Source organism: Streptomyces brevispora, from assembly GCF_007829885.1.
Classification (GTDB): domain Bacteria; phylum Actinomycetota; class Actinomycetes; order Streptomycetales; family Streptomycetaceae; genus Streptomyces; species Streptomyces brevispora.
Map to the genome: position 1 here is coordinate 3833314 of NZ_VIWW01000001.1, position 13356 is coordinate 3846669.

The 13356-nt window shown below is 71.0% G+C and carries 12 protein-coding genes; 7 read left to right on the forward strand and 5 right to left on the reverse strand.

The window, feature by feature from the left end; genetic code table 11:
* Positions 1-62: 62 nt before the first annotated feature.
* Together FHX80_RS18000 and FHX80_RS18005 are read right to left on the reverse strand one after the other, a co-directional pair.
* Entirely contained in the window at positions 63-1928 is a 1866-nt protein-coding gene (locus FHX80_RS18000; protein WP_145765096.1) for a DUF4034 domain-containing protein, read from the reverse strand.
* A gap of 74 nt (positions 1929-2002) precedes the next feature.
* The gene (locus FHX80_RS18005) at positions 2003-2860 is read right to left on the reverse strand and encodes a hypothetical protein (RefSeq protein ID WP_145765097.1); all 858 of its coding nucleotides are present in this window, start codon (positions 2858-2860) and stop codon (positions 2003-2005) included.
* A 67-nt stretch (positions 2861-2927) separates the two neighbouring features.
* Between FHX80_RS18005 and FHX80_RS18010 the strand changes: the two genes are divergently transcribed.
* The 4 genes from FHX80_RS18010 (at position 2928) to glmM (ending at position 7323) form a co-directional block, all read left to right on the forward strand.
* On the forward strand, positions 2928-4547 hold the full coding sequence (locus FHX80_RS18010; RefSeq protein ID WP_145765098.1) for an ABC-F family ATP-binding cassette domain-containing protein: 1620 nt from the start codon (positions 2928-2930) through the stop codon (positions 4545-4547).
* A 226-nt stretch (positions 4548-4773) separates the two neighbouring features.
* Positions 4774-5217, forward strand: a complete 444-nt coding sequence (rplM, locus tag FHX80_RS18015; protein WP_145765099.1) for a 50S ribosomal protein L13 — start codon at positions 4774-4776, stop codon at positions 5215-5217.
* A gap of 44 nt (positions 5218-5261) precedes the next feature.
* Entirely contained in the window at positions 5262-5798 is a 537-nt protein-coding gene (rpsI, locus tag FHX80_RS18020; RefSeq protein ID WP_123461078.1) for a 30S ribosomal protein S9, read from the forward strand.
* 166 nt (positions 5799-5964) lie between these two features.
* Positions 5965-7323 (forward strand): phosphoglucosamine mutase, encoded by a 1359-nt coding sequence (glmM, locus tag FHX80_RS18025; RefSeq protein ID WP_145765100.1) that lies wholly within the window; start codon positions 5965-5967, stop codon positions 7321-7323.
* A gap of 236 nt (positions 7324-7559) precedes the next feature.
* Here glmM and FHX80_RS18030 read toward each other — a convergent pair whose 3' ends face one another.
* Both FHX80_RS18030 and coaA read right to left on the reverse strand, forming a co-directional pair.
* Complete coding sequence (locus FHX80_RS18030; protein WP_145765101.1) at positions 7560-8537, reverse strand: DUF389 domain-containing protein; 978 nt, start codon at positions 8535-8537, stop codon at positions 7560-7562.
* Between the two features lie 38 nt (positions 8538-8575).
* Positions 8576-9571, reverse strand: coding sequence for a type I pantothenate kinase (gene coaA, locus FHX80_RS18035; protein WP_145765102.1), 996 nt, complete (start codon positions 9569-9571; stop codon positions 8576-8578).
* Between the two features lie 287 nt (positions 9572-9858).
* Here coaA and FHX80_RS18040 point away from each other — a divergent pair, with 287 nt between their 5' ends.
* The 3 genes from FHX80_RS18040 to FHX80_RS18050 all read left to right on the forward strand — a co-directional run bounded on the left by FHX80_RS18040 (position 9859) and on the right by FHX80_RS18050 (position 11682).
* Positions 9859-10671, forward strand: coding sequence for a hypothetical protein (locus FHX80_RS18040; RefSeq protein WP_208764679.1), 813 nt, complete (start codon positions 9859-9861; stop codon positions 10669-10671).
* Between the two features lie 132 nt (positions 10672-10803).
* Positions 10804-11196: a helix-turn-helix domain-containing protein gene (locus tag FHX80_RS18045; protein WP_208764680.1), complete on the forward strand. Its 393-nt coding sequence runs from the start codon at positions 10804-10806 to the stop codon at positions 11194-11196.
* 72 nt (positions 11197-11268) lie between these two features.
* Positions 11269-11682 carry a VOC family protein gene (locus FHX80_RS18050; RefSeq protein WP_145765103.1) on the forward strand — a complete coding sequence of 138 codons (414 nt, stop codon included), beginning with the start codon at positions 11269-11271 and terminating at the stop codon, positions 11680-11682.
* Positions 11683-11845: 163 nt separating this feature from the next.
* On the opposite strand, the gene FHX80_RS18055 is transcribed toward FHX80_RS18050, so the two are convergent.
* On the reverse strand, positions 11846-13300 hold the full coding sequence (locus tag FHX80_RS18055; RefSeq protein WP_145765104.1) for an ATP-binding protein: 1455 nt from the start codon (positions 13298-13300) through the stop codon (positions 11846-11848).
* Positions 13301-13356: the final 56 nt, after the last annotated feature.

Consider the following 13356-nt stretch of genomic DNA (forward strand, 5'->3'; position numbering starts at 1 on the left):
GGTGCTCTCGCACATGGACGGGGCGGTCGGGCCGTGGAGCTCTGTGTTGCACGCCGGGCCGGTCAGGCCGTGGAGCGTCGGCGCCGCAGCAGCGAGCCCGTGAGCGACGCCGCCACGTGCACCGCCGCACCGCTCAGCAGCAAGGCGCGGAACCAGCCGATCTGCGGGTTCCACCAGGCGAGGACGGCGGCCGGGGCGAGGACCAGCAGCATCAGCGCCCGGACCAGCAGCCAGAGCGGGGTGCGCGGGGGACGGGGCTCCGGCGGATGGCCGCTGCCGCCCGTGGACATCGTGTCGCGCATCCCCGCCAGGAGCCCGCGCCGGGCCAGCACCCGCGCCCCCGGGAGCTCACCGAGGACCTGGGTCTCCCCGCCGAAGCCCGGCGGTACGGGCGGCAGGCCCAGGGCCGTCACGAGGGTTTCCTGGTGTCCGGCCGGGTCCCCGGTGGAGCGCAGGATGTGGGCCAGGGGGCGCGGGTCGGCCCGCCGGTAGAGGTGCGCGAGGCTCTGGGCGGTGGCCCTGACCTCGGCGTGGTCGGGGGTGGGGGACTCGGTGTGCCAGGTGTGCGTGGCGAGCACCTTCCCCTGGTGGAGGGCGGTGACGCTGCTGCGTCCGGGGGCGCGGTGCAGGACCAGGGCCGGCCAGCTCTCACCGGTCGTGAAGGTCTCGGCCGCCGAGGTCAGGGGCTCCTCCGGGAGCAGCGCCGCGCGCCGGCTGCGGACGGCTCCCGGGACCACCTCGACATAGCTGGAGCCCTCGCCGGCCGGGGCCGTACGCAGGGAGTAGCCGCAGAGCAGTGCGGCCTGGGCGACCTCGGCCGGGGGAGCGGGCACGATCGCGACCGCGCGCGGGGTCAGCTCCGCCCAGTCCGGGGCGTCGGTGGCGGGCGGCTCGGGCGGGCGGCCGAAGAGCGGGATCCGCGAGGCGAGATCGAGCCGGACGTCCGAGCGGGCGTCGAGGAACTCGGCGAGGGGGTCGCCGAGCCGGGCCCACGGGAACTCCGTGGCGTGGGCGCCGATGGACCGGAACGCGTCGAGGGCCTCGGCCGGGCGGTCCGCCATGATCAGCAGCAGGGCCAGTTCGTTGCGGAAGCCGGCCGCCTCGCGGTCGCCCGCGCCGTAGCCGCCCGACAGGCTCAGGGCCCGGGTGAGGGCTGCCTCGGTGTCGGGGCCGTACGGGTCGGGGCCGTCGGGCTCGTCCCGCTCGGACAGCCGGTACTCCAACGCGGCCCGGAGCGGCAGTGCGTGCAGCTTCGAGCCGGGCGGGGCCGAGGCCGCCACCCGCTCCGCGTACCGGAACATCTCCTCGTGCGAGCCGTACCACTTGGCGCACAGGTACTGCAGGGCCTGCTCGTGGCAGCCGAAGTGGTGCGGGTCGCGGGCCTGCGCCTCGGCGAGGTAGGCGTCGAAGACGTCGCGCGGGGCCTGGACGGAGCGTGCGTGCGTGAGGGCGATGCGCCATGGGACCGGGTCGGCGGGGTTCAGCTCGGCCGCGGCGCCGATCACCGGTGCGGCGTCCTCCAGGAGCGCGAAGAAGGCCTGGAACTGGTCGCGTTCCACGTCCTTGGCGCCGGCGTCCGTCCGTATCGTCCAGGCCTGGTGGATCTGGAAGTCGGCCACGACGAGGATCGCGTCCGGGTCGCCGGGCGACTCCTGTATCCAGTTCTCCAGCCAGCCGTCGTGGTGCAGCGCGGTCCGGGCCAGCCGGCTCACGTACGCGTCCCTGCGCTCCCACTGGGCGTGCGTCCGGGTCGCGGCGAGGAGCTCCCGGGCCGGTGCGTGGTCACCGGACACCGCCGCGGCGACGGCGGCGCGCAGCGGGGCGTCCGGCGGGTCGAGGACCACCGCCTCGTCGGGTGCGAGGTCGGTGCCGACGGCGTCGCGGTGGCGCACGACGCGCAGGAACGCGAGCAGGAAGGCAAGACGCACAGCGGCAGTTCCCCCGCATTCGGAAGAGGTGACTCAGACCGGCCGGCATGGCGGGACCGCGGTCGCGGCCGGGATCAGGCGGTGGTGGGGGCGGTGGCCGCCGCCGATGCCTGGACCTCGCCGCGGTGGTGGATCTGCCGGAACGTGAAGTACGTCAGGTCGTCGCCGACGGCGAACACGTTCTTGTCGGCCTTGGTGACGTTCTTGCCGCTGATGAACCCGCCGACCGTGAAGTAGGCGTACCGGCCGTAGGAGTTGGCCGTGCGACGGCAGACGGCGCCGGCGCGGCAGAAGGTCGGCACGCCCGATCCGCTGAGCGACGCGATGCCTCCGTCGGCCTGCTGGGCGGCCTTCTTGGCCTGGGCCTCGGTCCCGAAGACGGCCAGCCCGACGGTCACGGCCACGCCGTCGCGGCTGTACGTGGCACGGATGACCTGGTCGCAGCCGTTGTTGGCGAGGATCGAGCCGAGTGCGCCCTGGGTGGTCGCGGCGCACTTCGTGGTGCGGTCGGTGGGGCCCTTGGCGTAGACCCGGTCGCCCATCTTCAGCTGCTTGCCGGGGAAGAAGGCGTCGGCGTTGATGGGCGCCCGGTCCTTCTTCCCGTCGGATATGTAGTCCTTGGGGTCCGGCGGTGGCGCCGGCGCCACCGAGGAGAAGGACGGCTCCGGCTGGGCCGTCTCGCTCGGCAGGTCGGTCACCGACGGCAGCTGGCTCGCGTCCTTCCCGCCGGACGCGGCGGAGTCGTTCTTGTTGGTCGAGATGACCGCGGTGGCCACGATCGCGCCGACGGCCGCCGTGGCCAGCGCGCCCCCGCCGATCATCAGCCACTTCTTGCGCCTGGCCCGTGCCGCGGACTGCTCGGCCATGGCCGCCCAGTCCGGAGTCCCGCTCTCCCCTGGCCCCCAGGAGGGCCCCCCTTGCCCAAAGCTCATGCGGCGAATCCTAGACGGAACACAAACCGGTTGGGCCAGAGCTTCGCGGCCCGTGACAATGCTGTCCATGGGACATCTTGAAGCAGGCCATCTGGAGTACTACCTACCGGACGGGCGGGTGCTGCTCGGCGATGCTTCGTTCCGGGTGGCGGACGGAGCGGTGGTAGCGCTCGTCGGGGCGAACGGCGCCGGGAAGACCACGCTGTTGCGGCTGCTCGCCGGGGAGCTGCAGCCGCACGGCGGCTCGGTCTCGGTGAGCGGCGGACTGGGCGTGATGCAGCAGTTCGTCGGCTCGGTGCGCGACGAGCGCACGGTGCGTGACCTGCTGGTGTCCGTCGCCCAGCCCCGTATCCGCGAAGCGGCGCGGGCCGTCGACCTGGCCGAGGAGAAGATCCTCAACGTCGACGACGAGGCCGCGCAGATGGCGTACGCGCAGGCGCTCAGCGACTGGGCGGAGGCGCGCGGGTACGAGGCCGAGACGGTCTGGGACATGTGCACGATGGCCGCGCTGGGCGTCCCGTACGAGAAGGCGCAGTGGCGCGAGGTGCGCACGCTGTCCGGCGGTGAGCAGAAGCGGCTGGTGCTGGAGGCGCTGCTGCGCGGGCCCGACGAGGTGCTGCTGCTCGACGAGCCGGACAACTATCTGGACGTCCCCGGCAAGCGCTGGCTGGAGGAGCGGCTGAAGGAGACACGTAAGACGGTGCTCTTCGTCTCGCACGACCGGGAGCTGCTGTCCCGGGCCGCGGAGAAGATCGTCAGCGTGGAGCCCAGCCCGGCCGGCAGCGACGTGTGGGTGCACGGCGGCGGATTCGCCACGTACCACCAGGCGCGCAAGGAGCGCTTCGCGCGCTTCGAGGAGCTGCTGCGGCGCTGGGAGGAGGAGCACGCCCGGCTGAAGGCGCTCGTTCTGCGGATGCGGCAGCAGGCGGCGAACAGCCCCGACATGGCGAACCGCTACCACGCGATGCAGACCCGCTTCAAGAAGTTCGAGGACGCGGGCCCGCCGCCGGAGCCGCCGCGCGAGCAGGACATCCGGATGCGGCTGCGCGGCGGCCGGACCGGGATGCGGGCGGTGACCTGCAAGAACCTGGAGCTGACCGGCCTGATGAAGCCGTTCGACCTGGAGATCTTCTACGGGGAGCGGGTCGCCGTCCTCGGTTCGAACGGGTCGGGGAAGTCGCACTTCCTGCGGCTGCTGGCCGGCGAGCCGGTGGCGCACACGGGGGAGTGGAAGCTCGGTGCGAGGGTGGTGGCCGGCCACTTCGCGCAGACCCACGCCCACCCGGAGCTGCTCGGCAAGACCCTCGTCGAGATCCTGTGGACGGAGCAGGCCAAGGACCGGGGCGGCGCGATGTCCGTGCTGCGCCGGTACGAGCTGGAGCGGCAGGGGGACCAGCCCTTCGAGAAGCTGTCCGGCGGGCAGCAGGCGCGGTTCCAGATCCTGCTCCTGGAGCTGGCCGGCACGACGGCCCTGCTGCTGGACGAGCCGACCGACAACCTGGACCTGGAGTCGGCCGAGGCGCTCCAGGACGGGCTTGAGGTGTACGACGGGACGGTGATGGCCGTCACGCACGACCGGTGGTTCGCGAAGTCCTTCGACCGGTACCTGGTCTTCGGCTCCGACGGGGTCGTACGGGAGACGGCGGAGCCGGTCTGGGACGAGCGGCGGGTGGAGCGGGCACGGTAGGGGCGGCGCGTTTTGACCCATCCGTGGCGGGGCGGGTAGTGTCGAGGTTTGTTATACGTATGGGCTGCGCCGTTAGCGCGCGAAGGCCCGTGCGTAGGTTCTCTGGAGCAGTTACCAGTGGCTCGCATACGGGCAGCGTTCCCGGCATTGTGGGCCCCAGCTGCATGATCGCTTCAGAGGTGTCGTGTGTCTGGACCCCATCCACTGAAGAAGCGAAGGCTACGAAGTGCGTACGTACAGCCCCAAGCCCGGCGATGTCACTCGCCAGTGGCACATCATTGACGCCCAGGACATCGTCCTGGGCCGTCTGGCCACCACGGCTGCGAACCTCCTCCGAGGCAAGCACAAGGCGATTTACGCCCCCCACATGGACATGGGCGACTTCGTCATCATCATCAACGCCGAGAAGGTTCACCTCTCCGGCAACAAGAAGACCCAGAAGATGGCTTACCGCCACTCCGGGTTCCCGGGCGGTCTGCGCTCCGTGCGTTACGACGAGCTCCTCTCGAAGAACCCCGAGAAGGCCGTCGAGAAGGCCATCAAGGGCATGATCCCCAAGAACACTCTGGGTCGCCAGATGATCTCGAAGCTCAAGGTCTACGCGGGCGAGCAGCACCCGCACGCTGCGCAGCAGCCGGTCCCGTTCGAGATCACCCAGGTCGCGCAGTAGTTCCGGCCTCCCCCTAAGACGTACAGAAAGATCTGAGGAGAATCGTGGCCGAGACCACTGCAGAGACGCCCGTCGAGGGCACCGAGGTCACCGAGGGCGAAGAGACCTTCGCCGAGGTGACCACCTTCGAGTCCGAGGTGCCCGTCGAGGGCGAGTACACCTCGGAGTCCCTCGTGGGCCGCTTCGGCGACCCGCAGCCGGCGGCCGGCCTTGGCCGTCGCAAGAACGCCATCGCCCGCGTCCGGATCGTTCCGGGCACCGGCAAGTGGAAGATCAACGGTCGCACCCTTGAGGACTACTTCCCCAACAAGGTGCACCAGCAGGAAGTCAACGAGCCCTTCAAGGTGCTCGAGCTCGACAACCGCTACGACGTCATCGCCCGCATCTCGGGTGGCGGCGTCTCGGGTCAGGCCGGTGCCCTGCGCCTCGGTGTCGCCCGCTCGCTGAACGAGGCGGACGAGGACAACAACCGCGCCACGCTGAAGAAGGCCGGCTTCCTCTCCCGCGACGACCGTGCGGTCGAGCGCAAGAAGGCCGGTCTCAAGAAGGCCCGTAAGGCCCCGCAGTACAGCAAGCGCTAAACCGCCTGCTCATCCGCGTTACACGTTCGCCCCGGCGGCACACCTCGTGCTGCCGGGGCGTTCGTTTATTGACAGCCTCGGGCATATAACGGCATAAGAGGTTCATACGCCGATTGCATGCCTGGTCTGATTCTTATGCGTTTCGGAGCACTTTCGGAGGACACCAGTGGGACGACTCTTCGGCACGGACGGCGTGCGCGGTATCGCCAATGCGGACCTGACGGCTGAGCTCGCGCTCGGCCTGTCGGTCGCTGCGGCGCACGTACTGGGCGAAGTGGGCACCTTCGAGGGCCATCGGCCGACGGCCGTGGTCGGCCGGGACCCCCGCGCCTCCGGAGAGTTCCTGGAGGCCGCCGTGGTGGCGGGCCTCGCCAGCGCGGGCGTCGACGTCCTGCGCGTCGGCGTGCTGCCGACCCCCGCCGTGGCCTACCTGACCGGTGCGCTGGGCGCGGACATCGGTGTCATGCTCTCCGCCAGCCACAACGCCATGCCGGACAACGGGGTCAAGTTCTTCGCCCGCGGCGGCCACAAGCTCGCCGACGAGCTGGAGGACCGCATCGAGACGGTCTACGAGCAGCACCGCACCGGCGCGCCGTGGGCCCGGCCCACCGGTGCCGGAGTGGGCCGGATCAACGACTACGCCGAGGGCTTCGACCGCTACGTCGCTCACCTGATCGGCGTACTGCCCAACCGGCTCGACGGTCTGAAGGTCGTCCTCGACGAGGCACACGGCGCCGCCGCCCGCGTCTCGCCCGAGGCGTTCGCCCGCGCCGGGGCCGAGGTCGTCACGATCGGCGCCGCCCCGGACGGCCTGAACATCAACGACGGCTGCGGCTCCACACACCTGGAGCTGCTCCGCGCCGCCGTCGTCGAGCACGGCGCCGACCTCGGCATCGCGCACGACGGTGACGCCGACCGCTGCCTGGCCGTGGACGCCGCGGGCGAGGAGATCGACGGCGACCAGATCCTGGCCGTGCTCGCCCTCGCCATGCGCGACGCCGGACAGCTGCGCAAAGCCACTGTGGTCGGCACCGTGATGTCGAACCTGGGCTTCAAGATCGCCATGGAGCGGGAGGGCATCGAGCTCGTCCAGACCGCTGTCGGCGACCGCTATGTGCTGGAGTCGATGAAGGCCGAGGGCTATGCCCTGGGCGGCGAGCAGTCCGGCCACGTCATCGTCCTGGACCACGCCACGACCGGCGACGGCACGCTGACGGGCATGATGCTGGCGGCACGGGTCGCCGCCACCGGCCGTACGCTCGCCGACCTGGCCGGTGTGATGGAGCGCCTGCCGCAGGTGCTCATCAACGTGCCGGACGTCGACAAGTCCCGGGTGGACACCTCCCCGGAGCTGGCCGCGGCCGTCGCCGAGGCCGAGCAGGAGCTGGGTGCCACCGGACGCGTGCTGCTGCGCCAGTCGGGCACCGAGCCGCTGGTACGTGTCATGGTCGAGGCCGCCGACATCGACCAGGCACGCGCGGTGGCCGGACGGCTGGCCGATGTGGTGAAGTCCGCGCTGGGCTGAGCGGTAGGGGCCGGGGCCGGGTGGGCGGATCTCCGCCACCCGGCCCCGGCTTGGTTCCGGCCCCGGCTTGGTTCCGGCCCCGGCTTGGTTCCGGCCCCGGCTTGGTTCCGGCCCCGGCTTGGTTCCGGCCCCGGCTTGGTTCCGGCCCCGGCTTGGTTCCGGCCCCGGCTTGGTTCCGGCCCCGGCTTGGTTCCGGCCCCGGCTTGGTTCCGGCCCCGGCTTGGTTCCGGCCGGTCTCAGCTCCCGCTGGTTCCCGCGGGCGCCTGTGCCGGTGGCCGCACGGCAGCCCGCCTGTGGCGGGTCGCCCGCCACAGGGCCTTCTGGGCCAGCAGCGTCAGTGTTCCCGCGAGCACGATCCCGCCGAGGTTCGCCAACAGCTGCTGCGTCGAGCCCGTCATCTGCCGGTAGTCGCTGTAGCTGAAGGCCACCGCCGCATTGGCCGCGGCCGGTACGGTCGTCACCGAGATCGCGACCCCGATCAGCGCCCCGGACTTCGCCGAGGTGAGGGAGAGCGTCCCGGCGATGCCGGCCAGGAACGCCACCACGAACGACATCCAGTCCGGCTTCCAGATGAACGCCGTATTGGGCCGGGCCCCCTCGATCATCGTGGCGTCGAACAGCCCGAAGGCGTTCATCAGCCAGGCGAAGCCGGCCGTCAGCACCATCGCCACGGCGAAGCCGCCGACCAGGGCGTACAGCGAGCGCCACACCAGCCCAGGGGCCCGCTGCACCAGGGCCGTGGAGATCCCGGCCAGCGGACCGAACTCCGGGCCCACCGCCATGGCGCCCACGATCAGGATCGCGTTGTCGAGCATCACACCGCAGGCGGCGAGCATCGTCGCGACCGCGAGGAACGACACGTAGGTGACGCTGAACGTCGACTCCTCGTGGGTCGCCTCCGTCAGCTCCTCCCACAGCACCGCGTCCGCGCCCTCGCCCGGCGCCTCCTCCTCGGCCCGGTCGGCGTGCGCGGAGAGCGTCAGGTCCGTCTTCTCGACGGTGATCGCCCCGTACTCGTCGACGCCGAGCTCCCGCAACGCCCCGATCAGCTCGTCGCCCGCCTCCCGCGCCACGTCGCACAGCACCACGTCACCCACCGGGTCGCGGGCCGCTCCCGCCAGCACCACGAGGTGGGTGGTGCCGACGGTCCGCTCCAGCAGGTCGACCACCTCGTCCGTACGGCCGGCGGGCACGATCAGGCGCAGATGCAGCACAGGGCTCCTCGGGGAGATCGGTCGATCGGCCCTGCGGCTCAGAGTTTGCGCAGGGACAGCCGCTGGACCTTGTGGTCGGGCCCCTTGCGGAGCACCAGAGTGGCACGGCCCCGGGTCGGCGCGACGTTCTCCACCAGATTGGGCTTGTTGATGGTCCGCCACATCGTCGCCGCGTACTCCATCGCCTCCGCCTCGGAGACCTGGGTGTACTTGCGGAAGTACGAGGACGGGTCCTGGAACGCCGTCGCGCGCAGCTTGCGGAAGCGGTTGAGGTACCAGGTCTCGATGTCCTCGGGCCGCGCGTCCACGTACACACTGAAGTCGAAGTAGTCCGCGAGCCCGACCCTGGTCCGGCCGTCCTTGCCGGGCAGCGCGGGCTGGAGCACGTTCAGCCCCTCGACGATGAGGATGTCCGGGCGCCGTACGGTGAGCCGCTCACCGGGCACGATGTCGTAGATCAGGTGCGAGTAGACGGGGGCCGTCACCTCGTCCTTGCCCGCCTTGATGTCGGCGACGAAGCGGGTGAGGGCGCGCCGGTCGTAGGACTCCGGGAAACCCTTGCGCGACATCAGCCCGCGCGAGTGGAGCTCCTTCATCGGCAGCAGGAACCCGTCCGTGGTCACCAGCTCCACCCGCGGGTGCTCCGGCCAGCGGGCCAGCAGCGCCTGGAGGATACGGGCGCTGGTCGACTTGCCGACCGCGACACTGCCCGCGACCCCTATGACGAACGGGGTGCCGCGCTGCGCGCCGTGCCCGTTGCCCGCGTCCCCGAGGAAGGTGTTCAGCGCGCCGCGCAGCCCGGAGGTGGCCTGTACGTACAGGTTGAGGAGCCGGGAGAGCGGCAGATAGACGTCCCGCACCTCGTCCAGGTCGATGACGTCCCCGAGCCCGCGCAGCCGTTCCACCTCCTCGGCGGTCAGCGGCAGCGGCGTCTTGTCGCGCAGGGCGCTCCACTCCGCTCGGGAGAGGTCGACGTACGGCGTCGCGGCATGCTCGGCGCGTCGGTTCGTGCTCCGTGTCGGCGAAGTGATCACGGTTTCATTGTCGCGGGAATCCGAACGGAGTGGAGGGTGGGCTCGGTCACGTGAGGACCGGCCGGGACCCGTTCCGGGCGGCCCGCCGACGCAGCCGCCGGACGGGATTCTTCATGATCACCCTGCCCGGATCGCCCGGCCGGCCCGCTGGTAGCCTGCGGCTCCGCCGATCGGCCGGTGACGGTCCGGGCAGGCGGGTCCGCAGTCCTTTCACAGCGAGCATCAACTCACAGCGAGCATCAACTCACAGCGAACATCAACTCACAGCGAGCATCAACGAGGTACGCATGAAAGCAGGCAGCAGAACCGGCGCCGTGACCGCACTCGCGGGGGCCCTCGTCCTCTCGGCGTTCACGGCTCCGACGGCGCAGGCCGCCGGCACCGGGATCACGGTGACGGGAATCGTCGTGAACGGCGGCAAGCCCGTCGTCGTGGGCACGACGGACGTGAAGGAGCCACGGATCACCTTCCGGATCCAGCTTCCCGCCGGCCTCAGCACGGCCAAGCCCGCCGCGTGGGACGTGTATCCCTACCTCTACCACGGCGGCACCGCCGCGAAGGAATGGGAGAGGAACGGCTTCCAGGGGATCTACACCTGCTACGAGAAAACCGCCCGGATCTCGGACTGCGAAGGCACGCTGTACATCGATCCCCGATACCGCCTGAAATCGGCCAAGGACGCCACGACCTGGAAGATCGGCGTCGCGACACAGCTCTGGACGGCCAACGACCACCTCAAGACCGAGCAGTTCGCGACCGCTCCGGGCGGTGTGCAGATCAGGCGGTGGGCGAAGGCGACGGTCAACGCCTCCCCGGAGCCGGTGAAGAAGGGCAAGACGCTCACCGTGACGGGCAGCCTCAAGCGCGCCGACTGGGCGAAGCACACGTACACGGGCGTAGCCGCGGCGACGGTCAAGCTGCAGTTCCGCAAGAAGGGCAGCTCCGCCTACTCCACGGTCAAGACGGTGACGTCGAGCTCCACGGGCGCGCTGAAGACCACCGTCAAGGCATCCGTCGACGGCTACTGGCGCTGGAGCTTCGGCGGCTGGTCCACCACGGGCGCCGCCACCTCCCCCGTCGACTACGTCGACGTGCGCTGAGCGGCCCCGCCGGGCGGTACGGGGCCGTGCGACGGCCCCGTACCGCCACCGCGAGGGCCCGCGACGGCGGTCGGCCGCGGTCCCCGGACGGCGCCCGGGGGCGGGGCGGGGCGGGCATGGTGTGATGGCGGTGTGAGCCGCGCCGCAGAAGAGTCGAACCGCCGGATGCTCCGGGCCCGGGACGCGATGGACCGTGCCTACGCGCAGCCGCTGGACGTACCCGCCCTGGCACGCATCGCCCATGTGTCCCAGGCACACTTCTCGCGCACCTTCCGTGCCACGTTCGGCGAGACGCCCCACCGCTATCTGCAACGCCGCCGGGTCGAACGCGCGATGTTCCTGCTGCGGGAGACCGACCACAGTGTGACGGCCATCTGCTTCGAGGTCGGCTTCGGCAGCACGGGCACCTTCAGCCGTACCTTCAGTGACATCGTCGGCCGCTCACCGAGGACGTACCGCAAGGAATCCGCGCCCACGGGCGTACCCACGTGCTTCACGATGGCGTGGACGCGGCCGAGCGGCTGAGTGGCCGAGCTGCCGGGCGACTCAGCAGTTCCGGATAAGTTTTCCCGCCTGGTTCCCCGTAGCGTTGAGCACATGTTCAACGCAATCACGCACTCGCAGATCTACGTCCTCGACCAGGACCAGGCCCTCGACTTCTACGTCGGCAAGCTCGGCCTGGAGGTCGCCGCCGATGTCGACATGGGCTTCATGCGCTGGCTCGCCGTCAGCGTCCCCGGCCACCCGGAGCGCCAGATCCTGCTGGAGAGGCCCGGAGCTCCCGCGATGTCCGAGGAGACGGCGGAGCAGGTACGCGAACTGGTGACCAAGGGCGCGATGGGCGGCTGGCTCATCCTCACCACGGACGACTGCCGCAAGACGTACGAGACGCTGCTCGCCAAGGGCGTCGAGTTCACGGAGGAGCCCACCGAGCGTGATTACGGAATCGACTGCGGTTTCCGTGACCCGTTCGGCAACCGCCTCCGCTTCACCCAGCTGAAGACCGCGTAGCGCCCCGGGCGGGCGGCCAGGGCCCGCCCAGGGGTGCCCGCACCCGTGTCGGAAGTGCGCATGACTGCCCCCTGCGGATCGGCGTGTACCGCGCTAGAGCATCAGGGACGCCTGTTCGGTTCCCGCCGGCGGGGCTCCGGCGATCAAGGGCCGGTCAGCCCGGTCACCGCCACGCGGCGAGTACGTCCTCGGGCCCCCAGTGCGCGGCTAGCCCCTCGGCCGCCGCGTCTGTCGGGGGCCTGCGGCTGACCGCGATCAGGGCCGCGCCCTGCGCGCCCGGCACCTGCTGCGCGGACGCGACGAGTTCGGCCAGGTCCCGTGCCCCGAACGGGGTCTCGTCGCGCCACTTCACCGAGCCCACGAAGGCGACTTGGCGCGCCACCGGTTGGGTGTCGGCACCGATGAGGTCGACCTCCGGGTTGTTCTGACGGTTCCACCAGCCGCCGACCTCGGTCGCCTCGGGGAAGAGGCCGTCCGGCACCCGGCGGGCGAGCGACTCCCTGATCACCGGTTCCACCGCGCGCCCCCGCCAGGACGGCCAGGACTGTTGGATGCGTGCGGCCGAGACCTCGCCCCGGCCTCTTTCTGCCTGTGCGACGGCGTTCTCCAAGTGGGCCAGCCAGAAGCGCAGATAGGTGTCCGCGATGCGGTAGCGCTTGAGCTTGGGGGCCGCCCGGGTGGACAGCGGGAGGTCGGCGGCCACGATCCGCTTCGCCTCGGTGAGTTCGGCCAGTATCGGGGCGAGGGTGCCGTGCGCCAGCGCTCGCCCGTCGGCGCCGCCCGTGCTTGCGGCGATGCCGGAGAAGGTGCGCTCGCCGGAGCCGATCGCCCGGAGCACTCTGCCCGCCTGCAGCCTGGCGGGGAACTCCGCGGCGAGGGATCGCTCACCCGTCGTGAGCAGGACCGACGACGGGTCCTCCACCTGGCGGTTCAGGTACGCGGCGACGGGTTCCCCGGTCCGCCAGCCGGTGACCACTTCGGGGAAGCCCCCGGTGACGAGGTAGGCGTCGAGCGCGGCTGCCGCGTCCAGTCCGGTGGAATCCTGCACGTCCGCCGGGCTGAGCGGCCCCACGGTGTACTGACCCGCCCGGCCGTAGAACGGATGGTCGTACGACGTCAGCCGGTCCATCATCGCCAGGTCGGAGCCGAGCAGCAGCAGGAGCACCGGCTTCGCGGACAGATGCATGTCCCACGCCGTCTTGAGCGCCGCGTCGAATCCCGGGTCCGCCTCGGAGAGCCAGGGGACCTCGTCCAGTACGAGAATCACCGGCTCGTCCGTGGGCAGGGTGGCCGCGACTGCGGCCAGCGTCCGGACCCAGTCCTGCGGGGCGGCGGCGTGCTCCAGCGCCGCGCCGTGGTCTCGCATTCCCTGGCCGCACGCAACCGCGTCGAACAGGGCCCGCCGGGCCATAGGCGCGGGTTGGCTGCGGGTCGCCTGGAAGAAGACGTACGGCTGCCCCGAACGGGCACAGAACTCCTGCACCAGGCGGGTCTTGCCGATCCGGCGTCGGCCCTTGATCACCAGCGCCTGCCCGGTGCTGCCCCCTGCCCCCGAAGTGACGCGCTCCAGCCATGTTCCGAGAATGCGCAGCTCACGGCTGCGTCCGGTGAAGGCCACGGGCTCTCCTGAGGCAGGCGGTAAAGTAGGAACGGCTCAAAGTATGAGTGGTTCCT